We start from the raw sequence: 25689 nt of genomic DNA, 5'->3' as shown, positions 1-25689 counted from the left end.
GACAGCATATAGCGCCATGGCTTGCCGGTCAGCCAAGGCCAGCACCATCAATTCCCATCACCGCCGCCATCGGCGACAAGATCACCGGGCAGACGAACTGCTGCCGGAAACGACGGTCGCGCCTGGTTGGCGCGACCTCATGAATGTCTGGGTTACAATTATTGGACGGCGGCCAGCTGGGCTTCGGCGGCGTCGACAAAACTCTTGTCGACCCATTTGCCGTAGTCGATCGAACCTTTCAAAAGCCAGAGATCCGGCGAATGAGGCGTCATCTGCTGATCAAGGGTCGGTGCGGGCATCACCTTCCGGATAAAGCGCCTTCGCCAGGTCGCGGATCGCGTCCGATGTGCGCGGGCCGAAGCCGATCATGTAGGCGCCGTCGAGCACGATCAGTGCCTTGTTGGCCGCCGCGGGCGTAGCCGCCAATGTCCGGTTTGAGAAGACCTGCTCCGGCGTCGGCCCGCCCTTGCCGTCGCTCATCATCAGGATCACATCGGGCGCCATCTCCACCAGTTTCTCCTCCGAGGCGGCCTTGTAGCCTTGCACGACATCCATCGGGTTCAGGCCGCCGGCATAGCGGATGATGGCGTCGGCCGAGGTGCCGGCGCCGGCGGCGCTCAACTTCACCAGCCCATGGAAGAACACCACCTTCTTGCGCCGCTCCAGCGGGATTTTCGCGGACAGCTCGGCGGCGGCCTGGAAGGCGGCGAGCACCTCGGCGGAAACCGCTCTGCCCTTGTCCTCGAGCCCAAGCGAGGCGGCGATCAGCGTGATCTTGCGTTCGATGCCGTCTGGCGTGTTGTCCTGCGGGACGAAGACGATCGGGATCGCCAGCGACTTCAGCACCTCCACCGCTTCCGGCGGCCCGCTGTCCTCGGCCGCCAGGATCAGATCGGGACGCAGGCCCGCCAGCCCCTCCACCGAAAGCTGGCGGCGATAACCGACATTGGGCTTCTCAGTCACCTCGGGCGGATATTTGCTGCCCCGGTCGACCGCGATGATGCGTTCGCCGGCGCCGAGCGCATGGACGATCTCGGTGACATCGGAGCCAAGCGTCAGGATTCTCGTTGCCGGCCCCGGCGCGACAGTTCGTCCCTGCGCATCGACAACGCTCTCGGCGGCCAGCGCCTTGAAGCCGCAGGACGGTGCCAGCACCGACAGCGCCAGAAACAGCACAGCCAGAATCCTGCCCGGCTGGAACCACGGACTCCGCCTGCCCTCGCCTACGCTGCCCTGCATCGTTCACTCCTGTCCATTTGCCGTTTCGATGACTGGCTTGGCCTATAAATTTAAAGTTGACTCATGTCATCATGTTTTAATATGTGACCCGTGCCCGACCGCTAGAGTCGAGGGATTCCATTCATGCCAGCCAGGGCCGTTCGGCCACCGCCAGCAGTTTGCATTTGCTTGGGGGCTTGAATGACAACGACAACAAACGCGACCTTGATGGCCAGCACCGCGCTCGCCTTCGTGCTCGGCCTCTGCGCCGCGCCTTTCGCCAACGCGCAGGAACAGGAGAAAAAGGCCGCCACCAAGAGCGACCGCCTGGCGCCGGCCACTGCCAAGCAGAGCCAGCCTGCGACCATGCTCGACGTGATCACCATCTCGGCGACGATGATCAAGACCGCCGTCATCGAATCGATGGCCGCCATCAGCGCCATCGACCAGGATGAGCTCGACCGCATCCAGCCCGACACCGCCGCCGACATTTTCCGCACCACGCCCGGCGTCGCCGCCTCGATGAATGGCGACGACCCGGCGACCGCCATCAACATTCGCGGCCTGGAACAGTATGGCCGCGTTGTCGTCACGCTCGACGGTGCCCGCCAGGATTACTGGCGCGTCGGCCATGGCTCCGGCTCGTTCTATGTCGAGCCGGACCTGATCAAGGAAGCCACCGTCATTCGCGGCCCGGTGTCCAACGCCTATGGCTCGGGCGGCATTGGTGGCGTCGTCTCCTTCGAAACCAAGGACGCCGGCGATTTTCTCAAGAAGGATGAGAGCTGGGCGCTGAGCGAGAAGCTCGGCTATGAAAGCAATGGCGACGGCTTCACCGCCAGCACCACCGGCGCTTACCGATTCAGCGACGATGCCGACATCATCGGCAACCTCATCTATCGCGACCGCGACAGCTACACCGACGGCAATGGCGACACCGTGCCATGGACCGGCGAGCGCGTGACAAGCGGTTATCTGAAGACGACACTGCGTCCGGCCGACGGCCATGAGCTGAAGCTCGGCGCCATCCTGCAGCGCTACAACGACCAGATCACCGGTTCGAGCGGCTCGACCTCGCCGACACTGAGCCGCTACGACACCAACACGACCAACCAGACCTACACCGCCGCCTACACCTGGAAGCCTGACGACAACGACCTGATCGACCTCAGCGCCAGTGCCTATCACAACCGCACCCGCGCCGAGCAGACGCAGGTCTGGCCCACCTCGGCGATCGGCAATTTCCGCTTCTACGATGTCGCGACGACGGGCTTCAACGTGAAGATTCCTCGCGCTTCGACGCCTGGGGCATCGCCCACACGCTGACCTATGGGCTCGACTATTACTATCTTGAGGCCTCCTCGGAAGCCGCGCATTTCGGCGCCGGCGAACAGCAGGGCTATGGCGGCTTCCTGCAATGGCAGGGCGACTACGAGAACTGGCTGCAGGTGATCACGGCCCTGCGCTATGACGGCTACCAGCTCGACGGCGAGACCCGCTCCGTGCCGCCGGAACAGGCGTCGATCTCCGGCGACCGCTGGTCGCCGCGCGTGACCGTCGGTGTCACGCCCTTCGAAGGCTTCCAGCTCTACGGCACCTATTCCGAAGGCTATCGGGCACCGGGCCTGCAGGATGTCTTCCGTGGCGGCGGCGCGCATGGCGGCGCCGACAGCTACCGGCCCAATCTCCTGCTGCAGCCCGAAACGGCGAAGAACTGGGAGGCCGGCATCAACGTGAAGTACGACGATGTGCTGACGGCGGGCGACCGGCTGCGCGCCAAGGTCAACGTCTTCCACACCGATGTCGAGGACTACATCGACGTCGACCTCACCGTCCTGCCGCGCACGGCAATCAACATCGGCGACGCGCGCCTCAGGGGTGTCGAGGCCGAGATGGTCTACGACTATAACTGGGGCTTCCTCAATCTTGCGGGCGCGCTGATCGACGCCAAGGTCGTCAGCGGGGTCTATTCCGGCCAGGCTTTGAACAACACGCCGCTCGACCGCTTCTCGGCCACGATCGGCTTGCGCATGCTGGAGGACCAGCTCACCGTTGGCGCGCAATATCTCAGCGTCGGCAAGATCACCCGCACCAGCCGCACCAATCCCAACGCCGTGCCCGTGGTCAACGACGGTTTCGACCTCGTCAACGTCTTCGCCAACTGGACCATCAACGACAATCTCAAGCTCGATTTCGGCGTCGATAACGTCTTCAACACGGCCTACACCGACCCGCAAAGCGCATGGTCGACCACGGCTGCAACGGAACAGGGCAAGGGCCGCACCTTCAAGCTGGCCCTCACCGGCAGGATCGGAGGATGACAATGAGCGAAGCATCGGTGCATGAACTTGCCTGCGAGGCGCGGCTCAAGCTGCGGCGCCTGCCGGACTACATGGACAGCATCAGCGACAGGCTGCGGAGCTTCGAGGCCGATGCCTCGCATCATGGCGGGCGCATTGATTTCCGCTTCACCTTTGGCGGTGCCTCCATCGACATGGAGCAGTTGGTGATGCGGGCCAACGCGCCCGACCGTGACGGGCTCGCCCGCATCAAGGACCTGCTCGCCACGGCGGTCCAGGTCTACGCCAAAGAGGAAAGCCCGGAGATCGTCTGGACCGGCGATCTCTCTGGCGAAACCAGCCTCGCCCAGTTCCGCGAGATGACGGTAATTGAGGTTCGTGACCTCACCCCGCATATGCGCCGCATCCGCCTTGCCGGCCAGGACCTCGGTCGTTTCGCCAAGTTCGGCGGCATGCATATCCGCATGCTGTTCCCAACCGGGGACGTGCCCGATCCGCTGTGGCCGATGCTCGGTGACAATGGCCTGCCGGTCTGGCCAGCTGACGACCGGCGCCCGGTGGCGCGCGTCTACACCATCCGCGCCCTCGACGTCGCCAGGGGCATCATGGACGTCGATTTCCTCGTCCATCCCGGTGACAGCGTCGGCTCGGCCTGGGCCATGCAGGCGGCAGCCGGGATGAAGGTCGGCATCATGGGACCGGTCGGCCGCCCGGTGCGGCAGGCTGAGTGGTATGTCATGGGATCTGACGAAACCGGTCTTCCCGCGCTGGCGCGGCTGCTGGAAACGCTGCCGGCGCAAACCAGGGGCGTCGCCTTTGTCGAAATCGCCGACGAGGGCGAGAAGCAGCAGATCGACAACGCCACCGGCATCGAACTGCACTGGCTGACAAGGGATGGCGTGCCGGCGGGCGAGGACAAGCTGCTCGCCGAGGCCGTCCGCTCGGTCGCATGGCCGCAGGACGGCTCGACCTTCGGCTGGTTCGCCGCGGAAGCGGGTGCCGCCAGGATCGTACGCGAATATTGGCGCGACACGCTTGGGTTGGGCCGAGACCGGACGCTGGCAGCGGCCTATTGGCGGCGCGGGGCTGCGGGGCTCATGGCAGGATAGACTCTGACGACCGCCCCTCCGTCCTGGCCAACGTCGATTGCGATCCCGTCGCCGGAAACAATCCTCGCAATGTCGCAGACGACCAGCGGCATGTGAATGTCGTAGAGAAACTCCGCCACGATTGCGCCCACTGCCAGGATCGGGTCAGGCCGCTGCAGAAGGATACCAGCCGGCGCAGTGCCGCGGCGGATCGCTTCGGCCAGGACAGACGACGAAGACGACGACCCCCGCCCGCTCGGCATGACCAGGATCCTGCCGGCCACGTTCTGGCCAAGGCCAGGATGCGAATGGTCGATGATGTCGCCGGTCTCGGCGTCGATACCGCCCCAGAAACTGAGCGGCTGCGAAAACACCAAAGCCAGGCCTTCGGCCTCGCCGGCGAGTTGGAAAGCGCCCGGCCATTCGACAGCTCCCGTTGCAACCAATCGCGTCATGAACCACTCCTCACGACATGGCCGGCCGCGGCGGAGCGGATGCAATCCCTCATGTCGGCGAAGGCGACGGTCACGCCGATATTGCCCGGCGCGTAATGCGCCCATTTGCCGGAGTTGGTCATCACCACGCCGTCGAGCCGTTCGAGAATCGCGGTCACATAGGTGCAGGTGTCGGCGACCGGGATCAGGCCGAACGCTTCCATGCCGGCAAGCGCGCCTTCCTCCTGCAGCCGCGTCAGCGTCGCGCGCCCGGTGTTGACGTAGATCGGGATGCCCTTGCCAGGGGATGCCTCGCGCAGCACCGGCAACAGGCGCATCCATTCCTCATGCGAGAAATGCGGCGTGCCGAGCGACACGGCCGCCAGCGGCGCTCCGTCCGGCACCATCGACAGCCTGGCCAGCGCATCATCGATATCGGCGCGGGTGACGATGATCGTCTCTTCCGGTGTGTGGCCGTGCAACGCCTCGTCGAGCGTCCCCGCTTCCGGCGTGATGCCCACCGCATGGAACAGCGCCACGGCACCCGTCGTAGCGGCGGCCGCGCCCAGCGCCTTCAACTGATCCTCGTCGCGTGGCTTCGGTAGACCTGATATGACCGGAACGCGGTCGCCACTGGCTTGCCCGATGATCAGCCCGACGCCGACGAACAGGCTGTCGCTTGGTTCGGCCTCAGCGATGTCCAGTTCGAACAGGATGCGGCCACGCCGGTTTTCGCTGAGATGCAGGCCCCAGGCGGGCGCGCGTCCGGTCATGGCGCAGCACAGATCGATGAAATCGCCATAGCGGTTGGTGCGCGCGCCGATCACCGAATTGGCGAAGACGATGGCGTTGGATTCGCCCCAGGCGATCTGCTGGCCGAATTCAGGCCGAAACCGGGTCTGGTAAGGCGCACAGGTGAAGGTCGCCTGGCAGCCGAGTTCCAGATGCGCCTTCATCAGCCGCCGCGCCGGCACCTCTTGCGCCGCCGGCATCTTCACCATGCCCGGATGGATGAGGTCGAATGAGCCGACATTCAGCGTCGTCGGCACCTGCACGCGCCCGCCGCCCTCGACCAGCCGTTCGACGAAATCGAGCCCGGCCTTGCCGTGATAGAGGCAGCCATCGATATGGGCACCCGAAATGTCGAGCAGGCCACGCGCGCCGACCGCGTTGGAAAACGCGACGAGGATTTTCATGGCCGCCGCCGCGGATGGGCCTTGCTCGCCGTCGAGCATGGATCGGTCCTGCGCGGTCAGTTCCAAGGTCATCGGCATGCTCCAGGCTCTTGCCTGCCTATGCTGTCCCTGATTGGGAACAGTCTGGCAAGACCCCGGCGCATCAACCCGCAGCGATCAACACCGTGCTTTCCGGCGACCAGCGCAGCACCACATCCTGCCCCTCCGCCAGCCTCTCAGCGCCAGTGTTCTGCACGATGACCTTCAACGTCTGGCCGGCGCGCTCGACAAAGTAGGTGCTGTTGTTGCCGGCGAAGATGCGCTTGGAGACCTGGCCCTTCAGCATATTCGCATTGGCCGCATCGGAGACCCCACCATCAGTGGCAATGCGAATTCGCTCGGGCCGCACGGCGCAGCTCGCCTTGGCACCGGCGGCAAGCGTCACGCCCACGCCAGCGGCGATCGCCGTGCCGTCCGGCAGGCGGATGCCGTTGCCGGTCGAGTCCCCGCGAAAGATGTTGGCGTCGCCGAGGAAGGTGGCGGCGAATTCGCTTTTCGGCCGGTCGTAGATTTCCTCCGGCGGCCCTTCCTGCACGAGCCTGCCGTCGCGCAGTATTCCGATGCGGTCGCTCATCGTCAGCGCTTCTTCCTGGTCGTGGGTGACGAAGATGGTGGTGATGCCGATCTCGCGCTGGATGCGTTTCAACTCGATCTGCATGTCGACGCGCAGCGCCTTGTCGAGCGCGCCGAGCGGCTCGTCGAGCAACAGCACGCGCGGCTTGGTGACGATGGCGCGCGCCAATGCAACACGCTGGCGCTGGCCGCCGGAAAGCTGGTGCGGGCGCCGGCCGCCGAGCTTGCCCAATTGCACGAGGTTGAGCGCGCGCTGCACCTCGGTGGCAATCACCGCCTTGGCCTCGCCGCGCACCGACAGGCCGAAGGCGACATTGTCGGCGACGCTCATATTGGGAAACAGCGCATAGTTCTGGAACACCATGCCGATGCGGCGCTTCTCGACCGGCACGCGTTCGACGCTCTCGCCGCCGATGGAGATACGGCCGGAGTCGGGAAAGTCGAAACCGGCGATCTGTCTGAGCAGTGTGGTCTTGCCGCTGCCCGACGGTCCGAGCAGCGCATAGAAGCCGCCATCGACAAAATCGATGGAGACATCGTCCAGCGCCTTGTGCGCGCCGAAGCTGCGGGAGACGTTCGCGACCTGCACGCCAGCCATTATTTCTCTCCGCCGAATTTGAAGAAGCGCGCCGTGAGCAGCATGAGCGCCATGGACACGACAATGATGATGGTCGAGACCGCGTTGATCTCGGGCGTGAAACCCTTGCGGATCGCGGCGTAGATTTCGACCGGCAGCGTCGTCTGGCCGGGTGTCGAGAGGAAGTAGGAAACGACGAACTGGTCGAACGACACGGCAAATGCGAACAGCCCACCGGCGACGACGCCCGGCATGATCCAGGGCAGCGTGACGCGATTGGTCACCTGCCACTGGTTGGCGCCGAGCGAGCGTGCCGCCTCTTCCAGTTCCGGCGCGAAGGTCTGCAGCCGGGCCGAGACGACGACGATGACATAGGGCAGCGCCAGCGCGACATGGCCGAGCAGAATGGCGAACAGACCGCGCCCGATGCCGACGCCGAAGAAGAAGATCAGCATCGCCGTGCCGGTGATCAGCCACGGAATGGCGATAGGCGGAAAGAGCAGTGCCTGCAGCACCTTCTTGCCGCGGAATTCATAGCGAAAAAGCGCCAGCGACGCCGCCGAGCCGAGCACCACGCTGATGAGCGTGGTGATGATTGCGATCTCGAGGCTGTTCCAGGTGGCCGCGATCAGCTGGTCGTTCTGCCACAGCGAGGCGTACCATTCCGTCGTCCACTCGAACGGCAGTTGGTAGAAGGGCGAGACGTTGAACGACATCAGCGCCATGATGATGATCGGCAGATAGAGGAAGGCAAGCAGCAACAAGATATAGATCCGGCCGAACCATTCGAGGATGCGGGTCGTCATCATCACGCGGCCCTCCGCAGCACTGGTGAGGCAATTGCCAGGATGACCAGCACGACGGCCAGCAGGATGAAGGACAGTGCCGCGCCTAGCGGCCAGTTGAACACGGCGACGAACTGGTCCTCGATGACGGTGCCGTAGAAGGTGCCGGTGCGCCCGCCAAGGATGCGCGGCTCCATGAACGAGCCGACGACGGGAACGAAGATGAGCGCGGCCCCCGCCACCAGGCCGGGCATCGACAGCGGGATGATCACCCGCTTGAGCACCTGCAGCCGCGAGGCGCCGAGCGAACGACCGGCCTCGATCAGCGAATCGTCGATCGCCTGCAAGGTGAGATAACAGGTCAGCACCATGTAGGGCACGTAGGAGTGTACCAGGCCGATGATGACGGCGGGATAGGAATACATCAGATCGATATTGATCTTGAACGGCAACACCGCGTTGAGCGCCGTATCAAGGATGCCGCCCTCGCGCAAAACCATCGCCCAGGAGAAGATCCGCACCAGCCCGTTCGACCAGAAGGGCAGGATGACCAGCAGGAAGATCGCTTCGCGGCTGCGGCCCTTCAGCACCTTGGCCAGCACGTAGGCGGCGGGATAGCCGATGACGATGCACCACAGCGTCACTTCCAGGCCGAGCCTGAGCGAAGCGAGCAGCAGCGTCAGATAGAGGCTCTGCGAGAAGAAGGCAGCGTAATTGCCAAGCGTGAAAGCCCAAGGCTTCCCCGTCAGCGGCAGGTCGGTCATGAAGGAGAAGAAGACCATGGCCGAGAGCGGCAGGAAGATCGCCACCGTCAGCCAGAGATAGGCCGGCGCCAGCAGCGGCAGGGCCGATCTTAGCCCGCTGCGCGGTGCACCCTGCGCTGCCATGATAAGCCTCCTCCCCAGGATTTGAAGGACCAGCCGGCGCGAACCGACGACTGGTCCGGACGTAAGCCTACTTCACGTCGACCTTGAGCTGTTGCCAAAGCGCCAGATAGGCCTCGCGCTGCGCGTCGGTGATCGGCGCCTGGAACTGGATGCGCTTGGCAACCTCGGGATCACCCATGACCTTGCGGTTGAAGGCATCCTCGGGCAGCGCTTCCACCGCCTTGGTGTTGGCAGAGACTGGAGCGCCGACCTTGGTGACCCATTCGACATAGAATTTCGGATCGATCATCCAGTTGATGAAGGCCTGCGCGCCTTCGACATTCTTCGAACCTGCCGGGATCGAGAACGCATCGAGCCAGGCGACGGCGCCCTCCTGCGGAATGACCAGCGAAACCGGCAGCTTGAAATGCGTCTTGGCGCGGTCGGCCGAGCCGCTCCAGTAGGTGCCGATGTCGATCTGGTTGGAAGCGACCATCTGGTTCCAGTCGTTCTCCGAGCTCCAGAAGGTCTTGATCTGCGGCATCAACGAGGTGAGCTTCGTCTTGACCGCATCCATATCCTTGATGTCGTTGATGTTCTGGCCGGTGGCGATGGCACCGAACTGCACCGCCTCGACGGCGTCGTCGCGGATGACGACGCGGCCCTTATGCGCGGGGTCCCACATTTCGGCGATCGACGTCGGCGGCTTGTCGAAGGACTTTTCGTTGATGGCGAGCGCGGTCAGCCCCCACACCCACGGCACGCCGTAGACCTTGCCGTCATGGTCGAGCATCGGCGAGCCCGCCTTGTCCTTGCTGATGTCGGCATAGTTCGGCAGCTTGGACACGTCGATCGGCTGGATCAGCTTTTCAGCCATCGCCTGGTCGTTGAAAGCGGCGTTGATCATGACGACGTCGTAGAGGCCCGGATTGGTCCGGATCTTGGTCAGCATTTCCTGTTCGGAATTGAAGAAGTCGTTGACGACCTTGTTGCCGGTCGCCTTCTCGAAGGCCTCGACGGCCCATGGCTCATCGGCGCCGTAGCCTTTCCAGTTGAGGACATGCACTTCGGCGGCACTGGCGGCCAGCGTGAGCGCGGTGGTGAAGACGGCGGTCGCCGTCAAGAGAGCAGTCAGTCTTGGCATGCGCATGTTGGTTCCTCTCTTTGTTTGCCCGCTTGGCGGGGCTTGTCAGGCTATCTGATGGGCCTTCTGGTTCTGGCCCGGCGTGCCGGTCGCGGCGGCCTGGCTCAGGAAAGTCTGGATTTCGGCATCGGTCGGCGCCGATGAGCCGCCATGGCGGGTCACCGAAATGGCCGCCGCCGCATTGGCGTAACGCGCCGCCTCGAAAGGATGTGCCCCCCGTGCCAGCGCGCTGACGAAAGCGCCGATATGGGTGTCGCCGGCGCCATTGGTGTCGACGGCATCGACCTTGAACCCGGCAACGGTTTGCGTCGAACCGTCGGCAAGCCTGATATGGCAGCCCTTGGCGGCGGAGCGGATCACGACACCGGCCGCCCTTGGACAATGATCGGCAAGCAGCCGCGCCGCGAGGGTCTCGACGTCGCCCTGGCCGGCGATCTCGGCGGCTTCCGCCATGTTGCAGCTCAGCCATGCCGAGCGGGCCAGCACCCGCGACAGGATCGGGCGTGGAATGTCTGAAACGACGGGCGTCGGGTCGAAGACAAAGGGAATGTTTTCCGGCAGCGCCTCGATCCAGTCGGCGAGCGCCTCGCGGCTGCCCGGGTAGCTCAGCGTATAGCCCGAGGTGAACACCCAATCCGCCGGAGCCACTGATACCGGCGCCATCATGTCGAGGTCGAGAATGCTCTCCGCACCGGGCCATGACACGAAAGTGCGTTCGGCATCGCTCGAGACCATGGCGACGCAATTGCCGCTGTCCATCAAGGATGATGGCGGTGTCAGCGTCTCGATGCCCTCGGCTGCGAAGGCGGCACGCAGGAAATCGCCGTTCGGCCCGCTGCCGAGCTGGCCACCAAACACTACTGTCATACCGGTGCGGGCGGCGGCGACCATCATGTTGAAGCCGCCACCGGCGACCTGGGCATAGCTCGATGCCGTCTTCTCGGTGCCGGGCGCCGGCAATGCGTCGATGCGGTAGACATAGTCGACCACCGCGCTGCCGATATGAACGAGCCGCCCGCTCATGCCGCCGCGTCCTTGCCGGAGCCGGTTTTTGGCGCAAGGTCTTTGGACGTACGCGCCGCAACAAGGTCGGCGGCAAGCGCACGAACCTCCACGATGTCGATCCCCCTGAGACCGGCGACGCGATCCCTTGGCAATTGCGAAAAGCCGGTGCAGGCGCCGGCCATGCCGGCTGCGATGGCGCCGATCGTGTCGGTGTCGCCGCCGAGATTGGCGCTGATGACCGCCGCTTGCCAGGGGTCACCGCCGGCGACCTCGAGCACCGCGAAGGCCGCCGGAACGGATTCCTGGCTGGCCACGCCGGTACCGACCAGATCGGTGATCAGCCGGATTGCATCCCCCATCACCTTGCCCCGCACCAGATCCCGCGACCAGACGATACGCGCCGCGATGTCGCCGCCGGTCACCCAATGGCCAAGCGTCGCCCCTCGCCTCGCCGCCGCGACGCCACTGTCGGATGCGGCGCGCCAGTCGCCGCCGGACACGCCGCGGCTGACGGCGGCCGCGACGGCGGCGGCTGACGATATGGCTATCGAGGTGTTGTGCGTCGCCCGGCAGGTTTCAGCCACCTTGGCGACGAATGCATCGAGCGGCTCCAGCGGCATCATGATGCCCACCGGCGCGATGCGCATCGCGGCGCCATTGGTGTCGCCGCCGCGCCCCGCCTCTTGTGCCGGCACGCCATTGTTGATGGCGTCGATGGCACGCTTGGTCGATGGGCCCAGCAGATCGTAGCTGCCGCGCGCCTTGACCTCGCGCTCCCAGTCGAGCAGCGCGTTGACCCAGCGCGCATGGTCGAAGCGCTCGCCGGACTCGACCAGGATTCGGCCAAGCAGCAGCGCCTGTTCCGTATCGTCGGTGATGGTGCCGGCCAGCAGTCCCTTCGACACCGGATGATCGGCGAAGGGCGCGATGAAATCCTCGACATGGCCATAGAGCTCGGCAATCCGGGCCGGCGACAGAAGCTGCGTCGGCATGCCGAGCGCGTCTCCCAGCGCTCCGCCGACAAGCGCGCCCATGGCGCGATCAAGCGTGATGTTGTCCGGCATCGCTCAGAACCTCATATGCAGCGCGAAATGCGCGGGATTGAGCAGGCTGGTGACATATTCGATCGGCCGGTCGTCAGCCGCACGCGTCAGCCGGCGGCCGCGCAGGAAGGGCGTGCCCTGCGGGCAGCCCAGAATGGCCGCGTCCTCGGCATTGAGCATCTCGATGCCCACCCATTCCTCGCCATGGTCGGGGATCAGGCCGGCGCCGCGCAGCGTCTGGTGCAGCGACCCCTCGCGCAGGCCGCGCAGCGGCACATCCTCGAGTTCCGGCGACAGCGGCAGGCGGCTGCGCTCGATGGAAATCGCATGGCCATCGCTGGCATTGGTGCGCACCCGGTCGACGGCGATGAAGAACGGGCTTTCGATCTCCAGCAAGGCAGCGAGATCGGCGTCTTCGATGACTTCCAGCCGCAGCGTCCTTGTCTCGGCATTGGCACCCGCATTCGCGAGCGCCCGCGACCAGCCGATGGCGTCGTCCACCGGCTTGCCGTCAAAGGTGACGAAGGAGCCGATGCCGACCTTGGTGGTGATCAGCCCGCGGCTTGACAGTTCCTCGAGGCCCTTGCGGACCGTGTTGCGACTGACGGAGAAGCGCTGGACGAGCTCGTTTTCGCTTTGCAGGCGGTCGCCGAAACCGAGCAGGCCGGAACGGATTTCATGTTCCAGAACGGTCGCGATCTGCTCGGGCTTGCCCGTGCCGGGAGACAGTTGAACCGCGCGCCGCTTCATATGCGTACCTGTTCAGTGAACCTGTATAATCCTGTTCAATATATGGTCACAAAACGCGTGTCAATGCAGCGCCAAGGCAGTTGGAGAAGGCAGCGCGTTCCGGGGAGCCCCGGAAAATGTGGTGGGAGAGCCGGACAACCGACCACTGGTGCCGGCAGTGTGATACGTTCGCGCGGCGAAGGAGCAACATGTCCCATTCAACAGAGCAAAAAAATCCCAGGCTGATCGTCGTGGTCGCGTTCGATCGCGGCGAGGACGGTGACCTGTTTCCAGCCTTCGGCCCCGCTGACCAACAGAGCGAAGACCGCGCCATACGCACGGCCAGGACTTTGGCGGCAAAACATGCCGGCGTGATCGCCTGGAGCCGCGATGCCGACCCGACACTCGGAGATTACGGTCCGCCGACCACGCTGTTTGTCAGCGGCGACGTCCCGGACATGGAATAATTCGGCAGCGCTCAGGCAGACAGGTGGAATAAAATCTGATTTTAATATTAGCTCGCCTGAAGGAACTGTTTTCTCTCAATACCGTTTGTCTTCAGGTCGTTTATTCCAATGACCTCGACAGAGAGGAATTCCGAGATGAACTTCAAGATGCTCACGATGGGCGCGATGGCGCTTGCGATGATGACTGGCTCGGCGTTGGCCGCTTCTGGCGGCAACACCTCCGCGCTCGACAATCCGGAGAAGATGGCCCCCTTCTATACGGACTCCGGCATGAAGACGATGAAATCCGAAAAGGAATTCAAGGCCGCCTGGATGGCCATGAAAGAAGAAGACCGCGCAGGCATGATGAAAGAATGCGGCGACAACGCCATTGCCAAGTCGCATGACAATTTCTGCAAGATGACCAAGCAGCTCGGCGGCGCAAACTGACGCACCACGATTGGGCGCACGCCTAAATCGAACAGCCGGACGAAGGCGGGCCGAGTGCCCGCCTTTTCGCCGATACACGGGACATCACGTCATCGTGGCTGGCGATTCACTTCGCGACAGCGGTCAGGCAAAGGTGTAAAGTCCTTGCTTGGAGAGGCAAAACGCCGCTCGTCTGGCTTGTTGCTCATGTTTCAACCCATTGCGAACATCGAGGACGCGCAGACGCTGGCGCAGGCGATCGTCAACACGATCACCGAGCCATTCCTGGTGCTCGACGAGCAGTTTCGCGTGCTGGCCGCCAGCCGCTCCTTCTACAAGACATTCGAAGTCGACCCCGCACAGACCCAGGGCACGCTGCTCTACGCGCTTGGCGATGGGCAGTGGGACATTCCAGCACTTCGCCTGCTGCTGGAGACGATCATTCCCGAGAAAACCGCCATGGACGGTTTCGAGGTGGAGCACGATTTCCCGCGGATCGGCCGCCGCACCATGCTGCTCAACGCCCGCAAGGTGCTTTACGACCACAGCCCGGCCGTAACCATCCTTCTCGCCTTCAATGACATTACCGCCCGCCGTGTCATCGAACGGGAAAAGGAAGAACTGCTGCGCCGCACCGAGGATCTGCTCCAGCAGAAGGACGTGCTGCTGCGCGAAATGGAGCACCGGGTTGCCAACAGCCTGCAGATCATCGCCAGCATCCTGTTGCTGAAGGCACGCTCGGTCACGTCGGAAGAGACGCGCCAGCATCTCAAGGATGCCCACCAGCGCGTGTTGTCCGTGGCCGAGGTGCAACGCCATCTCCACACCTCGGTCGGCGTCGACGAGATCGATGTCGGCTCCTACCTTTCAAAGCTGTGCGGCAGCCTCGCCTCGTCAATGATCGGCGAGACTCAGCCGATCGAGGTAACCGTTACGGCAGAGGGCGGCAGGATTGACTCGCATCGTGCCGTCAGCCTCGGACTCATCGTCACCGAACTCGCCCTCAACGCCATCAAATATGCCTTCCCCAAGGAAAAGTCCGGCGCCCGTATCCAGGTTACCTTCGAGACCGCCGGCACTGACTGGAAATTGACGGTGTCGGACAACGGCGTCGGCAAAATCGCCAACGACTTGTCGAGTACTGGACTTGGAACAGCGATTGTCGAGGCATTGGTGAAACAGCTGGAGGCCAAGGTGGAAACCATCAGCGACACCAACGGCACAAGCGTCTCGGTCACCCGGGCAACGTTCACCTCACGAGTGCCGCGCGCGGCGTAAGAACCGCTATCACGAGGCCTGCCTTCCCGACATCGCCTCGATCCTGATCTGATAGAAAAGATGGCTGCCCGAGGGCACCAGAGTATCGCCGGGCTTCGGCGCTCCAGGCTCCCACCAATTCGCATGCATGGGGATTGGCCGCATGACCTTGATCGCCTCCGCTTTCCGCTATGCCATCAACCCATCGATCCCCTGGATGTCTCGATATGCTTGCCAGCCGCCAACATCCGCCGCAGGACATGAAGATCATCGCGAATTTCGCAGAATGTGGTTCTAAGTGTTGCAGGCATCGGGCAGCCTTCCGCAAACTCCACAGTCTCGACGCAAGCCGGTTCCCTCGGCTTCAATGCAAAAGCCCGCTCCGGAATGCCGGGGCGGGCCTTGGAGGAGGATGAAGGGGTGGGACCCTCTCCTCTTGTTTCCACGGGGGGTGTGGACCGAATTCACAATACGAGAGTCGCGAAAAATCTGGGATCACAAGCCGGCTTGCTTTCATCACAATCCGGTGCGCTCCGACCTGAACGTGGTCACGAGATCGCGATTATCCGAAGCCTTGCGGGCCTCTAGATCCGCCCTAGCACGACAAGGACGATAATGATCAGCAGCACAAGCCCGAGCCCGCCGCCACCATAGTAGCCAGTTCCATAGAACGGCCCGCCCCCGAGCCCGCTGAAACCGCCAAGCAGCGCGATGACAAGGATGATGATGAGTATGGTGCCTAAGCTCATGGCTTTCCCGCTCCTGTAGGCGCTGCCACGCCGGTTTTAACATCGCTGCATGCGATGTTTCGAAGACGAGAACGTTCGAGCAGCTCTACCGTTCCGCGCGATTGTGGCACGGCATCCGCTCGGAGATAATTTTCGCCGGCGAATGAAATCTCGGGCAATAAAGTGCCGGTGGAAATTGAAAGCGCTCGACACGCAGGAAGCCCGCCTGAGTGGCGGGCTTCCGACCGGCCGGAGGCCAGGAGAGTGCAGTCAAGCCTCACGGCTGGTTTCGCACTTCCCTCCCTGGCGCTCTTTGCCTCAACGACGGGCGATCAGCAGGCAGAGCTGACGCAGATCGCGGTCATAGGTGCCTTCGCTGCTGAGCACATCGACGCAGCGCTTCTTCATGCGCGCGACCTTGCTGCCGGACATCTCGGCCACGACACCCGGGAGGCTCGCGTTCGACGGATTGCTTGGGTTGGACGCAGTTGTCGGATTGGTTCCGCCGATGCCAACGCCGACGCCGCTCGTGCCGCCGACATTGGCGCCGAGCCCGGCAGTAACGCCACCCGTGCCGCCGACACTCGCACTGGCCCCGGCATTGATGCCGTTGCTTCCACCGGCCGAGGCCCCCAATCCGGCGTTGACGCCGTTCGATCCGCCGACATTGGCACCGGCGCCAGCATTGACGCCACCGCTCCCGCCAACCGAAGCTCCGGCGCCGGCGTTGACACCACCACTGCCGCCGACGGACGCGCCGACACCGGCATTGACGCCACCGCTACCGCCCACCGAGGCGCCGACACCCAACCCTGCCGCATTCGCTGGCAAGGAAAGAACGACGACTATTGCACTACCGGCCAACACACTGGCGACTGTCTTGAAGGTAAAAGCCATAACACTCTCCTGTTGTCGTTGCGCTAAGGCAGTCGGCATACAGCCGATTGCAGATTCAACTACGTGACAGGGGAGATCAGGTTTCAAATCATCTCATACTTGCGAGGATGATTAGTTGTTAAATGAAAAAATCATAAATTATAAAATGAATAAAAAATACATGTGTATCGATATAGTGTCTTATCTAGAGATAAAACGATTTTCCATGGAAGCGTCACTCCCGCCATTGCTGATCTCCGCTTGGCGCAAACCGGGAGATCGGACATCACTCAGCGATCAGGACAGAAACGAGGAACCGCTCCGGGCAAGCGCTGCCGGCCATCCCCAAGCCTGACAGGATCGGCCCCTCTTCATCGACAGTCCTGCTCTCAGAATATCCGGTGGAACAGCCTGTAGTGCACCCGTTCCATGTAAGCGCGATATTCCGGCTCGGCCGCAAGCAGGGCCTCCTCGCGCAGGATGCGATACAGTTGCAAATAGGTGATGACCGCATAGACCGCGAGATTGTGGAAGGAAAAGGCCGACAGCAGGTAGAGCACGTGGCCGGCAAGGTAGCCGGCATAGATCGGGTGCCGCACGATACGGTAGGCGCCGCCTGTCATCACGCCACGGTTGCCGGGCAGGATGGCAAAGGAACGGCCCAGCGATATCTTGCCCCAGATGACGAATAGCAGCGCCGCGAACTGCAACGGCGCGGCCATATAGACTGGAATGAGCGCCGTGCCTGGTTCAAGGCTGATCAATGCAACCCCGAAACTGGCGCTGACGGAGACGATGACCGTAAGCGGATTCCAGTCACGCGTCACCGGACGCCGCGACAGAAGCAGCCAGGTGAAGGTGAGTATCTCGGAAATCGCCATCAAGGCGGCGTTGAGCCGGGTCGGATCCTCCACGACCTGATAGAGGCCGCGATAGACGAACAGCCCCGCGCATGCCAGGGCACAGGCGCGAAAGAAGCCTTCGCGCAGGTCGGCAAGGATCTCGCGCTTGCGCACGTCGGACAAGATCCCGTCCCGGCTGGCGCTTGAAAGCGTTTCACTTTTTGACGTGAACAAGGCAAACACCCCGATGATCCCTCGGCGGGACCATTGCATGCAACCATTGCCGTGCGGTTAACCGGCAAGATTGAATCGGGATTGACGGGATAGACCCGAAGGCCGGAGAAAGACGCGCCCCGACGCCAAGCCGACGTAGCGCACCGAGCGCCACCGGCTGACGCGCATCCAGCCTCAACCCAGATATGAATTTGCGAAATACCTGGCGAAATCCGGACGTTGCGTCAGAACCTTGCCATCGGCGTCGCGCAAAATGCCCGCAGTGAAGAGATAGCCCCCGATCGCGTCCATCTTGGCGGGGTCTAACGTGCCGATGGCACCGTTTTCCGCGCGCAGATAGTGTCCGTCGATCAGCGCTTTCAGCGACGCCTCGATCAATGACGGATTGGTCAGGGCATCCTTGTTGGCCGCGATCAGCAGCGCGGAGGCTTCTTCTGGATGATCGACGGTGAACTGATAGCCGCGCCGCGTTGCCTGGACGAAGGCCGATGCCAATGCCGGGTTTGCTCGGAGATACGCTTCGCTCGACGAGATCAGCGTCGTGTGCTCGTCGGGGACGCCGTAGTCGGCATAAACGAAACTGCGCTGCTTGACGCCTTTGAGTTCGGCCTCGACGCCTTCCCAGGTCTCGACCTCCAGCGTGAAGTCGACCGAGCCATTGGCCAGCGCCTCATAGGCGGAGGTGCCGAGCGTCACCGTCTCGAAGTTGCCCTTGCCGCCGTCATGGCGGATGATGGTCGAGATCAGCGCATTTTCCCAGGCGCTACCGAAACCGCCATAGATCAGGCCGTCGAGGTCCCTCGGGCTTTTGATCTCGCCGCGCGTCGCATTGAAGACCACCCGGCCGGTTTCGGCCTGCACCACCGCATAGACCGCTTTCAGGTCGGCACTGGCGGTCCTCTGGGTGAAGAGGCTGATGGTGCCGTTGATGCCGAAATCGGCAACGCGGTTGGCGACCAGCGTGCCGGCGCCGGTGTCGCTGTAGGGCAGGATATCGACCTCGAGACCGGCCTCGCGGTAAAATCCCTTGTCACGGGCGACGAACAGCCCGATGTGGTTGGTGTTGACGGTCCAGTCCAGTGCGACAGAGACTTTTTGCGTTGCCGCGAAGGAGCGGCTCGATCCCGCGACCAGCGGAAGACCACTGGCAAGGGTGAGCAGCAATGCCCGCCGGCGCGTCAAGTCAGTCATGGTCATGTCCTTTGGATGGTTGAGGGTTGAGCAAAATGTCGAGGATCTCGGCCTCGAGTGCGCTGGCCTGTTGCGCGGCAGCGCCGATCGGATCGCGCGGGCGCGGTAGTGGCACCCTGATTTCCCGCAGCACACGGGCCGGGCGCGCCGACAGCACATAGATGCGGTCGGACAGGAACACGGCCTCGCGCACATCGTGCGTGATCAGCAATGCCGTCCAGCGATGATGCCGCCACATCTGCTCGAGCCAGCGCTGCATGGCCGCGCGGGTCAGCGCGTCGAGCGCGCCGAACGGCTCGTCGAGCAAAAGCATGTCGCGCTCCTGCACCACCGTGCGCAAAAGCGCCGCGCGCTGGCGCATGCCGCCCGAAAGCTGTGCCGGAAAATGCCGCTCGAAGCCGGCAAGCCCGAACTCGGCAAACAGCGGCGCGACGCGAGCCCGCGCCACCTTGCGCCTGGTGCCTTGCACTTCCAGCCCGAGCGTCGTGTTGTCGATGATGCGCCGCCACGGCATCAGCGCGTCACGCTGCGGCATGAAAGCAAAATGCCTGCCATGATCGTCGAGCGGCACGCCGTCGAACAACATGTCGCCTTCGCCGTGCTCGGCACCCGTCAGGAGCTGGAACAGCGTCGACTTGCCGGCACCCGAAGGCCCAAGGATGGAAACGAATTCGCCGGCGCCGACGCTGAGCGAAATGTCGGCGAGGACGTCGAGCCCCCCGAATGCCTTGCGCACATGCCGCAATTCGAGCCGGCTCATCTCTGCGCCCCCTTCCCCGCCGGCTGCCGGTCGGCCCGTTCCCAAGACATGGCAAAGCGCTGCACGAGCGCCGTCAGCCCGAACAGGACAAGTGTCAGCGCGGCGCTGACACCGACGGCGGCCAGCACCAGGTCGGGGCGGAAATTGTTCTTGGCGTTGAGCATGTAGATGCCCAGCCCCTTCGCCGCACCCGCATATTCGGCGAAGATGGCGCCGACCACCGCATAGGTGATGGAGATCCGCAGGCCCGCGAAGAAATAGGGCAGCGCCGAAGGCAGCCGCGCCAGCACGAAGACGCGCCAGCGCCCTGCCCCCATGGCGCGCAGCATCTGGCCGATCTCGGCCTCGGTCGCCTCGTAGCCCTGCACCAGAGCCACCAGCATGGGAAAGAAGGTGACCAGCGCGACCAGCATGATCTTCGGGGTCAGCCCAAAGCCGAACCACAGCACCACCAACGGCGCGATCGCCACCAGCGGCAAGGTCTGGCTGATGATGAAGACAGGAAACAGAGCGCGCCGCAGCGGCTGGAAGAAATCGACCAGCATGGACAGCAGAAAGGCGGCACTGAGGGAACAGGCAAAGCCGATCAGCGTGGCGCGGGTGGTGGGGATAGCGTTGTCGACCAGTGCCCCGCGATTGAGCATCGCCTGTTCGAAGACGCGTGACGGCGCGGGCAAGATCGTCGGCTTGATACCGGAATAGGTAGCATAGAGCTCCCACGCCACAAGCAGCAACCCGACCGAGATGACGGCGGGTATCGCCTTGGCAAGGGAATCCGCGAGCGGGCGCGGCACTGATGATGAGACCACGGGCATAACCTTTGACGGGGTCGCGCGGAAGCGCGCCGGCTTAGACAGCCGACGGGCTGTTGGCCGAAACCGTGATGTCGAGGGTTACGTGGCCGGCGCCCGGCCCGAAGCGGCAGAAGGCTTCGTTCAGTGCCGAAAAGATCGCGCCCGTGTCGCCGCGCAGTTTGGTGCAGAAGTTCTTGGAACGATCGTAGACGCCGGACTGCTTGAGGAAATCGATGCAGCCATAGATCTCGTCCATGTGGTCGCCCGTGCCCATCACATAGAGCGAGAATTGCGCCGCCGCCGGCTGGCCGGTGGCAGCAGCATTGCGCACCGCGGTGATGGCGGCTTCCTTGCGTGGGCCGAGCGACCCCACAGGTCCGCCAAACGCGTCGGAGCGGCAGATCGGATCGTCCGGCTCGCCCGGGCAGCCGCGCGAAATGGCCGCCGACAGCACGCAATGCTTGCCGCTCCGCGCCGCCGCCACGAACAGATCCCGCAGCGCCGGGAACAGCACTTCGGGCGGCCCGACCAGCAAGGTCGAGATGTCGTCGGTCTCGATCCTGAGCCTGTCCCGGTAAGGATCGAGCGCGCCGAGCGCACCAAGGATGACGCCAACGAAATCGTCGGCCATGGGATATAAGGAAATCTGTGCGCCTGAAAACATCGCCCGCCTCGCTCCGCTGGTATTACCCAGATCAGCTTCTAGGGTCTGTGGGCTTGCCGCCCCCGTCTCAGCCCCGACCGTACGGAGCACCCCTGTGGATGGACGCGTTAAAGCACCATTCGAGCTGAAGGGGAAGCCGTTTTTTCAGCGCACTGGCCCAAAAACACTGCACCAGATCTGATCACAAGATGGACGCCGGAGGGTCCTCTCCGTGCGAATTTTATCGGGAACCTTCGCCACGCCGCGAGGTTGACCACCAGTCGCAACGCGACGAGTTCACAGAAATGGAGACAGAACCATGTTCATGAAAATCCTCGCAGCTTCGGCGTTCACCGTTGCCCTTGCCACATCAGCGATAGCGCAAAGCAATAGCGCAAACGGCACGGACGGGTCGGGTGGCAGCGGCCAGTCGATCACCGTGGACCCCAGCACGCCGGCGTCACCCAATCCGGTCGATCCGGCGGCGACCAACAGCACCACCACCGCCCCGGGCGACATGAATTCCAATGCGGATAAGAACTGCCCGACCAATCCCCAGGGCGCGCAGAGCGATGCCAACGGCAACGCAACCGCACCTACGGTGAACGACAACAACTGCGGCAAATAATTTCGATCGCAGCCAGGGAGGGTCGCGGAGCGCAAGCGCCGCGACTCTCCGCGTTCAGCGAGCTCAATGGCCGACGCTTCAGCAAGTCCCTGCTCCAGTCGTTTCTCGCTGGAAACGCTATTTCAGAACACGGCTGCTGACTTGAGGCCGCGCGAAAGCGGCGCGCATTTTCAAGAGCCGTTTGACCAGGCGGCCATAGGTGAGATACCGGACCCTGCCATCGGCAAGATCGAACTCCACAGTCCCCCATCGTGCGACCGGCACTTGTCCGGTCGGCGGGCCTAGCCGTCCGATCTGGAACGCCAGCCTGACCTTGCGGCCGGCGACATCCAGATAGATCCCTGGAATATTGCCCAGCACATGCCACAACCGAGCGACATGCTCGATCGACATGGCCGGCGAGATCATCGTGTGGGCCGATTTAAGCCGCGCCCAGATGAAATCGCCGGTCGGCTGCGGTTTTCCCCAAAGGCTGCCTTTGCAGTAGGCTGGCGCCACCTCGCTCACCAGCGTGCGCATCGCGCTTGCCAAGCCGTCGATCAGGGCCCGCCGCGACGTCCAGTCTGTTTCCGAAAACGACACCTGCCCAAGGATGTCGCCGTCGTCGAAGGCGGCGGACATCTTATGCAGCGTCACACCGCCATGAACGGCATGCTGGCCGTCCACCGCCAGGCGATGGAGAGGATGCGGGCCCCGATAGTTGGGCAGCAGCGCCGGGTGAAGATTGAGCCCGCCCTTGGGAAAGATGTTCAGCAATTGCTGTGGGACCAATGTGGGGAAAGCATAGCAGATCAACACAGCGGCCCTGACCGGCGACAATTGCTTGCCGAGCGTGTCCCAATCATAAGGTCGCGCAAATTCGATCAGCCTTACCGGCGTGTCGCCGACATAGCGCCTGAGCAGCAATCTGCGTTTCAGTCTTCGGCGTAAATTGCTGATGCTGAAGTGTTTTGGGCGCCGACGCAACCCCGGCACAACAATCGCACCGATGCGATGGCCTGCTTCAAGCCACCCTGCCAGCAGCGGCCCGGTATAGGGGTTGACGTCGAGTATGAACACGGCCGAAAGCCGGTCTTGCCCGGTCCGCGGGCTCAAAAGCGGCACCCTCTCAAAGCGCCTGTCAAGCCGATCACCTCATTCAAACGGCGGTCGAGCCTGGCCTTTTCGGGGCGGGCGACCGCACCTGCCAATGAAGGCTGTCGATCAGGTGGCCTTGATTTGCGAAGGCGGTATCAAGGCGGTGACGTCTGAAAGCCGGCCCTTTTTCACCAGGACTGGCTTCCGATAGATCTTCTTCATGCTCACCCCCGTCAGATCAGCCCGCGCAATTTCGGTAGATGCCACCTCCCGTCAATCGCCATGCGATGGCTGGTCGCGCGGCAATCGGCAAAGCAATTATAGCCCCATGCCGCGCGAAAGCCTATCCGTAAACCTATGAGACGGCCTTCTCACGAACAGGCAGCTTCCAGCCTGGCCTGACGAAATGGCAGGTATAGCCGTTGGGGTATTTCTCCAGATAATCCTGATGCTCGGGCTCGGCCTCCCAGAAGGCACCGGCCGGCGCGACTTCGGTAACGACCTTGCCGGGCCACAGACCGGAGGCATCGACGTCTTCAATGGTGTCTTCGGCGACGCGCTTTTGCTCGTCGCTGGTATAGTAGATCGCGGAGCGGTAGCTCATCCCGACATCGTTGCCCTGACGGTTGCGCGTCGTCGGATCGTGGATCTGGAAAAAGCGCTCCAACAGTGTGCGATAGCTGATCACGGCTGGATCGAAATTGATCTCGATGGCTTCGGCATGGGTGCCGTGATTGCGGTAAGTGGCGTTGGGTACGTCGCCGCCGCTATAGCCGACACGAGTGGAGATGACGCCAGGATAGCGCCGTATCAGATCCTGCATGCCCCAGAAACAGCCACCGGCAAGCACTGCGCGTTCGGTCGAAGTCGCCATGTCACGTCTCCTCAAGAAAGCAATTCAGAAGAAACGGTAGCCGTTTCCGACCTGAATTGCACAACAACAAATTGGATTTCCCATAAATGGGCATTGTCGGCGGCTTCGTCCAGCCGACTGGAAGTGAACGCGGCGCCTACAAGGGCGTGTGACCATGCACGAACGAAATATCACGATGCGGGAACGGGATCGGGCCGCGCGACAGGCTTCAGCTGTGCGGATGCCGGGTTCGGCTGTCCACGGCAAGCGGCAGATAGCGCGTGCCAGGCGGAATAGCGGCAAAATTGATTGGCACGGGCGGCGCCTTGCGCGACCAGTTGAAAAGAACGGTCTTGACCGGGATGTTACCCAGCCATGCCCGCAGCGACAGCGGCACACCACGCCCCGACCAGACCATCAGCATGCCGTGGTCGCGCAGCCGCTGCCTGGTGATCCACGGCGCGAACCGCATATTGAGGTCGGTGAAGATCGACGGCTTGTCATAGGCATTGAGGCCAGCCAGCATGGCCAGATTGGTGTCGCCGCCGACAACGTCGAGCCGGCCGGGCACCGCCGCGTGCCAGACCGCCTCGGCCTCGTCCGAGATCGGCTGCGCCGGCCAGCAGACGGCATCCATGCGTCCTCGCACATTGCAGTCCGTCCAGCGGATCGCCGCATAGGCGGCCGACATGGTGACGATGCAGGTGAATGCGCAGATCGCCAGCCTTCGCATCTCGAAGGCGCCGAGCCGGTGGCCGAGGAAGGCGAGCACCACGACGCCGACAAGATTGTACATCGGCGCACCCCAGGATTCACCGGTGCCGGTGAACAACGAGGCCAGCATGATCAGGACCGCCGGGCCGAGCCCCATCCATACGAGATAGACCAGAATGCCGCGTTCGACGGACGCTTCGGGGGCAGGCGAGCGCCGCAGCAGCCCTGATATCGACAGCACCAGGAGAAAGCCGGAGAGCCCGGCCATCTGGACACCGATGTAATACAGGCGCGCACGGTGTTCAGTCACCCAGGCGTCGCGGTCGGCGAAATAGGTCAGCGGCAGGAAATCGATGCGGTAGAGTTCAATGGCCAGCGGCGCGGCGACAGCCAGAAAAACGGCGAGGCCGAGCCATGGCCAAGGCGTCGCAAGCCGGCTGCGCGCGCGTGCGTCGGACAACAGCCAGAGAGCGCCGAATGCAAGCAGCAGGCCGGTGGAGAACTTGGCATAGAGTCCGACGCCCGACACCAGTCCAAGCGCCAGCCACCAGCCGGGCCCACCGCCGCGGCCGGCGCGCCAAAGCAGCCAGCATATGGCCGCCCAGAACGGCATCTGCGCATAGTCATGATTGAATTGCGGGGTCGGCCAGCCGAAGAAATAAACCGACGGCATCAAGAGCACGGCGGCCAGCGCGCGGGTTTGGCCGAGCATGTCGCGGGCCAGCAGATAGACCAGGACGAAGGTCGATGAAATCGTCAGTTGGGCGAGCAGATATTGCGGCCAGCGGAACGATCCGGTCAGAAGATGGCTGGTTTCAAGCAGCCAGCCGGGAAGCTGCGGATGCTTGTAGGTCAACAGCATCCATTCGCGGCCCCACATGAAACCTTCCACGACATCGCCAGGCGGCGCGGGGTCGATCAGCGCCGGCACCACCGTCCAGCACACGATCTGCACCAGGCACAAGAGCGCCAGCAAATACCAGGGATGACGAAGCAGGCCGGACCAGACCGACGAACGGTCGATGCCCGCGACAGGCAACCCGGCCGGCAGCCAACCATCTATGGAGTCGTCAATTCCCGTCATGCGGCGCTTAAATCACACCGACCGGTTTGCCGAACAGCCCCAACGTAAAAGCTTACGAAAAAGTATACTTGCAGGCCATTGCAAGACCAAGATTGAGCAGGAATTTCAGCGCTCCGTTGCCCTCCCCGACAGAACA

General features: G+C 63.2%; 27 protein-coding genes and 1 riboswitch. Of the genes, 7 read left to right on the top strand and 20 right to left on the bottom strand.

All coding sequences use genetic code 11. The features are described from left to right. Positions 1–279 precede the first annotated feature (279 nt). Positions 280–1239 (bottom strand): heme/hemin ABC transporter substrate-binding protein, encoded by a 960-nt coding sequence (locus EB231_RS16275; protein WP_172349698.1) that lies wholly within the window; start codon positions 1237–1239, stop codon positions 280–282. A 180-nt stretch (positions 1240–1419) separates the two neighbouring features. Between EB231_RS16275 and EB231_RS35165 the strand changes: the two genes are divergently transcribed. Genes EB231_RS35165 through EB231_RS16265 form a run of 3 tightly spaced genes read left to right on the top strand, consistent with a single transcriptional unit; the run spans position 1420 to position 4627 of the window. Beyond that, the gene (locus tag EB231_RS35165) at positions 1420–2544 is read left to right on the top strand and encodes a TonB-dependent receptor plug domain-containing protein (RefSeq protein ID WP_246740979.1); all 1125 of its coding nucleotides are present in this window, start codon (positions 1420–1422) and stop codon (positions 2542–2544) included. Then, complete coding sequence (locus tag EB231_RS35160; protein ID WP_340163214.1) at positions 2436–3539, top strand: TonB-dependent receptor domain-containing protein; 1104 nt, start codon at positions 2436–2438, stop codon at positions 3537–3539. The genes EB231_RS35165 and EB231_RS35160 overlap by 109 nt, the downstream gene beginning before the upstream one ends. Positions 3540–3541: 2 nt before the next feature. Beyond that, positions 3542–4627 (top strand): siderophore-interacting protein, encoded by a 1086-nt coding sequence (locus EB231_RS16265; RefSeq protein ID WP_172349697.1) that lies wholly within the window; start codon positions 3542–3544, stop codon positions 4625–4627. Here EB231_RS16265 and EB231_RS16260 read toward each other — a convergent pair. The 9 genes from EB231_RS16260 to EB231_RS16220 all read right to left on the bottom strand — a co-directional run bounded on the left by EB231_RS16260 (position 4588) and on the right by EB231_RS16220 (position 13018). Then, complete coding sequence (locus EB231_RS16260) at positions 4588–5061, bottom strand: aconitase X swivel domain-containing protein (protein WP_172349696.1); 474 nt, start codon at positions 5059–5061, stop codon at positions 4588–4590. The genes EB231_RS16265 and EB231_RS16260 overlap by 40 nt on opposite strands. Continuing rightward, positions 5058–6308 (bottom strand): aconitase X, encoded by a 1251-nt coding sequence (locus EB231_RS16255; protein ID WP_172349695.1) that lies wholly within the window; start codon positions 6306–6308, stop codon positions 5058–5060. The genes EB231_RS16260 and EB231_RS16255 overlap by 4 nt, the downstream gene beginning before the upstream one ends. Before the next feature lie 70 nt (positions 6309–6378). Next, positions 6379–7446, bottom strand: coding sequence for an ABC transporter ATP-binding protein (locus EB231_RS16250; protein ID WP_172349694.1), 1068 nt, complete (start codon positions 7444–7446; stop codon positions 6379–6381). After that, positions 7446–8234, bottom strand: a complete 789-nt coding sequence (locus EB231_RS16245; RefSeq protein ID WP_172352936.1) for an ABC transporter permease — start codon at positions 8232–8234, stop codon at positions 7446–7448. Before EB231_RS16245 ends, EB231_RS16250 begins: the two co-directional genes overlap by 1 nt. Continuing rightward, positions 8234–9097, bottom strand: a complete 864-nt coding sequence (locus tag EB231_RS16240) for an ABC transporter permease (protein ID WP_140775664.1) — start codon at positions 9095–9097, stop codon at positions 8234–8236. Before EB231_RS16240 ends, EB231_RS16245 begins: the two co-directional genes overlap by 1 nt. Positions 9098–9164: 67 nt before the next feature. Further along, positions 9165–10226, bottom strand: a complete 1062-nt coding sequence (locus tag EB231_RS16235) for an ABC transporter substrate-binding protein (RefSeq protein WP_172349693.1) — start codon at positions 10224–10226, stop codon at positions 9165–9167. A 39-nt stretch (positions 10227–10265) separates the two neighbouring features. After that, entirely contained in the window at positions 10266–11243 is a 978-nt protein-coding gene (locus EB231_RS16230; RefSeq protein ID WP_172349692.1) for a PfkB family carbohydrate kinase, read from the bottom strand. Then, positions 11240–12289, bottom strand: a complete 1050-nt coding sequence (locus EB231_RS16225) for an ADP-ribosylglycohydrolase family protein (RefSeq protein ID WP_172349691.1) — start codon at positions 12287–12289, stop codon at positions 11240–11242. The genes EB231_RS16230 and EB231_RS16225 overlap by 4 nt, the downstream gene beginning before the upstream one ends. A 3-nt stretch (positions 12290–12292) precedes the next feature. Continuing rightward, complete coding sequence (locus tag EB231_RS16220) at positions 12293–13018, bottom strand: GntR family transcriptional regulator (RefSeq protein WP_172349690.1); 726 nt, start codon at positions 13016–13018, stop codon at positions 12293–12295. A 188-nt stretch (positions 13019–13206) separates the two neighbouring features. On the opposite strand from EB231_RS16220, the gene EB231_RS16215 reads away from it, so the two are divergent. From EB231_RS16215 to EB231_RS16205, 3 genes are all read left to right on the top strand, one after another. Further along, positions 13207–13464: a hypothetical protein gene (locus EB231_RS16215; RefSeq protein ID WP_172349689.1), complete on the top strand. Its 258-nt coding sequence runs from the start codon at positions 13207–13209 to the stop codon at positions 13462–13464. A 135-nt stretch (positions 13465–13599) separates the two neighbouring features. Beyond that, the gene (locus tag EB231_RS16210; protein ID WP_172349688.1) at positions 13600–13893 is read left to right on the top strand and encodes a hypothetical protein; all 294 of its coding nucleotides are present in this window, start codon (positions 13600–13602) and stop codon (positions 13891–13893) included. Between the two features lie 186 nt (positions 13894–14079). Continuing rightward, a complete protein-coding gene (locus EB231_RS16205) occupies positions 14080–15150 on the top strand; it encodes a sensor histidine kinase (RefSeq protein ID WP_172349687.1) in 1071 nt (356 codons plus the stop codon). 563 nt (positions 15151–15713) lie between these two features. Here EB231_RS16205 and EB231_RS16200 read toward each other — a convergent pair. The 7 genes from EB231_RS16200 to EB231_RS16170 form a co-directional block, all read right to left on the bottom strand. Beyond that, on the bottom strand, positions 15714–15878 hold the full coding sequence (locus EB231_RS16200; RefSeq protein WP_064988046.1) for a DUF3309 family protein: 165 nt from the start codon (positions 15876–15878) through the stop codon (positions 15714–15716). A 297-nt stretch (positions 15879–16175) separates the two neighbouring features. Then, on the bottom strand, positions 16176–16754 hold the full coding sequence (locus EB231_RS16195; RefSeq protein WP_172349686.1) for a hypothetical protein: 579 nt from the start codon (positions 16752–16754) through the stop codon (positions 16176–16178). 368 nt (positions 16755–17122) lie between these two features. After that, entirely contained in the window at positions 17123–17749 is a 627-nt protein-coding gene (locus EB231_RS16190) for a methyltransferase family protein (RefSeq protein WP_246741022.1), read from the bottom strand. Positions 17750–17983: 234 nt separating this feature from the next. Next, positions 17984–19000, bottom strand: coding sequence for an ABC transporter substrate-binding protein (locus EB231_RS16185; RefSeq protein ID WP_172349684.1), 1017 nt, complete (start codon positions 18998–19000; stop codon positions 17984–17986). Next, positions 18993–19760 (bottom strand): ABC transporter ATP-binding protein, encoded by a 768-nt coding sequence (locus EB231_RS16180; protein ID WP_172349683.1) that lies wholly within the window; start codon positions 19758–19760, stop codon positions 18993–18995. The genes EB231_RS16185 and EB231_RS16180 overlap by 8 nt, the downstream gene beginning before the upstream one ends. Further along, complete coding sequence (locus tag EB231_RS16175) at positions 19757–20575, bottom strand: ABC transporter permease (protein ID WP_172349682.1); 819 nt, start codon at positions 20573–20575, stop codon at positions 19757–19759. Before EB231_RS16175 ends, EB231_RS16180 begins: the two co-directional genes overlap by 4 nt. A gap of 34 nt (positions 20576–20609) precedes the next feature. Further along, positions 20610–21218 (bottom strand): YkoF family thiamine/hydroxymethylpyrimidine-binding protein, encoded by a 609-nt coding sequence (locus EB231_RS16170; RefSeq protein WP_172349681.1) that lies wholly within the window; start codon positions 21216–21218, stop codon positions 20610–20612. Continuing rightward, positions 21209–21322: riboswitch (TPP riboswitch) on the bottom strand. Its footprint overlaps the gene before it by 10 nt. Before the next feature lie 194 nt (positions 21323–21516). On the opposite strand from EB231_RS16170, the gene EB231_RS16165 reads away from it, so the two are divergent. After that, a complete protein-coding gene (locus EB231_RS16165) occupies positions 21517–21825 on the top strand; it encodes a hypothetical protein (protein ID WP_172349680.1) in 309 nt (102 codons plus the stop codon). Between the two features lie 117 nt (positions 21826–21942). Here EB231_RS16165 and EB231_RS16160 read toward each other — a convergent pair whose 3' ends face one another. From EB231_RS16160 to EB231_RS16150, 3 genes are all read right to left on the bottom strand, one after another. Further along, positions 21943–22731, bottom strand: coding sequence for a formyltransferase family protein (locus EB231_RS16160; RefSeq protein ID WP_172349679.1), 789 nt, complete (start codon positions 22729–22731; stop codon positions 21943–21945). A 526-nt stretch (positions 22732–23257) separates the two neighbouring features. Continuing rightward, positions 23258–23776: a peptide-methionine (S)-S-oxide reductase MsrA gene (gene msrA / locus EB231_RS16155; protein ID WP_056571625.1), complete on the bottom strand. Its 519-nt coding sequence runs from the start codon at positions 23774–23776 to the stop codon at positions 23258–23260. Between the two features lie 208 nt (positions 23777–23984). Next, positions 23985–25553, bottom strand: a complete 1569-nt coding sequence (locus EB231_RS16150) for a glycosyltransferase family 39 protein (RefSeq protein WP_172349678.1) — start codon at positions 25551–25553, stop codon at positions 23985–23987. Positions 25554–25689: the final 136 nt, after the last annotated feature.

This window comes from Mesorhizobium sp. NZP2298 (assembly GCF_013170825.1).
Taxonomy (GTDB): domain Bacteria; phylum Pseudomonadota; class Alphaproteobacteria; order Rhizobiales; family Rhizobiaceae; genus Mesorhizobium.
The sequence above is the reverse complement of the archived record's forward strand: the minus strand, read 5'-3'. Positions and strand labels throughout refer to the sequence as shown.

What these genes read in the sequence shown, in the direction of transcription:
- EB231_RS16260 (WP_172349696.1), bottom strand. Translation starts at nt 5,061, where the DNA reads ATGACGCGATTGGTTGCAACGGGAGCTGTCGAATGGCCGGGCGCTTTC.
- EB231_RS16205 (WP_172349687.1), top strand. Translation starts at nt 14,080, where the DNA reads ATGTTTCAACCCATTGCGAACATCGAGGACGCGCAGACGCTGGCGCAG.
- EB231_RS16210 (WP_172349688.1), top strand. Translation starts at nt 13,600, where the DNA reads ATGAACTTCAAGATGCTCACGATGGGCGCGATGGCGCTTGCGATGATG.
- EB231_RS16220 (WP_172349690.1), bottom strand. Translation starts at nt 13,018, where the DNA reads ATGAAGCGGCGCGCGGTTCAACTGTCTCCCGGCACGGGCAAGCCCGAG.
- EB231_RS16235 (WP_172349693.1), bottom strand. Translation starts at nt 10,226, where the DNA reads ATGCGCATGCCAAGACTGACTGCTCTCTTGACGGCGACCGCCGTCTTC.
- EB231_RS16165 (WP_172349680.1), top strand. Translation starts at nt 21,517, where the DNA reads ATGTTCATGAAAATCCTCGCAGCTTCGGCGTTCACCGTTGCCCTTGCC.
- EB231_RS16225 (WP_172349691.1), bottom strand. Translation starts at nt 12,289, where the DNA reads ATGCCGGACAACATCACGCTTGATCGCGCCATGGGCGCGCTTGTCGGC.
- EB231_RS16175 (WP_172349682.1), bottom strand. Translation starts at nt 20,575, where the DNA reads ATGCCCGTGGTCTCATCATCAGTGCCGCGCCCGCTCGCGGATTCCCTT.
- EB231_RS16185 (WP_172349684.1), bottom strand. Translation starts at nt 19,000, where the DNA reads ATGACTGACTTGACGCGCCGGCGGGCATTGCTGCTCACCCTTGCCAGT.
- EB231_RS16215 (WP_172349689.1), top strand. Translation starts at nt 13,207, where the DNA reads ATGTCCCATTCAACAGAGCAAAAAAATCCCAGGCTGATCGTCGTGGTC.
- EB231_RS16265 (WP_172349697.1), top strand. Translation starts at nt 3,542, where the DNA reads ATGAGCGAAGCATCGGTGCATGAACTTGCCTGCGAGGCGCGGCTCAAG.
- EB231_RS16255 (WP_172349695.1), bottom strand. Translation starts at nt 6,308, where the DNA reads ATGACCTTGGAACTGACCGCGCAGGACCGATCCATGCTCGACGGCGAG.
- EB231_RS16245 (WP_172352936.1), bottom strand. Translation starts at nt 8,234, where the DNA reads ATGATGACGACCCGCATCCTCGAATGGTTCGGCCGGATCTATATCTTG.
- msrA (WP_056571625.1), bottom strand. Translation starts at nt 23,776, where the DNA reads ATGGCGACTTCGACCGAACGCGCAGTGCTTGCCGGTGGCTGTTTCTGG.
- EB231_RS16200 (WP_064988046.1), bottom strand. Translation starts at nt 15,878, where the DNA reads ATGAGCTTAGGCACCATACTCATCATCATCCTTGTCATCGCGCTGCTT.
- EB231_RS16195 (WP_172349686.1), bottom strand. Translation starts at nt 16,754, where the DNA reads ATGGCTTTTACCTTCAAGACAGTCGCCAGTGTGTTGGCCGGTAGTGCA.
- EB231_RS16275 (WP_172349698.1), bottom strand. Translation starts at nt 1,239, where the DNA reads ATGCAGGGCAGCGTAGGCGAGGGCAGGCGGAGTCCGTGGTTCCAGCCG.
- EB231_RS16230 (WP_172349692.1), bottom strand. Translation starts at nt 11,243, where the DNA reads ATGAGCGGGCGGCTCGTTCATATCGGCAGCGCGGTGGTCGACTATGTC.
- EB231_RS16240 (WP_140775664.1), bottom strand. Translation starts at nt 9,097, where the DNA reads ATGGCAGCGCAGGGTGCACCGCGCAGCGGGCTAAGATCGGCCCTGCCG.
- EB231_RS35165 (WP_246740979.1), top strand. Translation starts at nt 1,420, where the DNA reads ATGACAACGACAACAAACGCGACCTTGATGGCCAGCACCGCGCTCGCC.
- EB231_RS16180 (WP_172349683.1), bottom strand. Translation starts at nt 19,760, where the DNA reads ATGAGCCGGCTCGAATTGCGGCATGTGCGCAAGGCATTCGGGGGGCTC.
- EB231_RS16250 (WP_172349694.1), bottom strand. Translation starts at nt 7,446, where the DNA reads ATGGCTGGCGTGCAGGTCGCGAACGTCTCCCGCAGCTTCGGCGCGCAC.
- EB231_RS16150 (WP_172349678.1), bottom strand. Translation starts at nt 25,553, where the DNA reads ATGACGGGAATTGACGACTCCATAGATGGTTGGCTGCCGGCCGGGTTG.
- EB231_RS16170 (WP_172349681.1), bottom strand. Translation starts at nt 21,218, where the DNA reads ATGTTTTCAGGCGCACAGATTTCCTTATATCCCATGGCCGACGATTTC.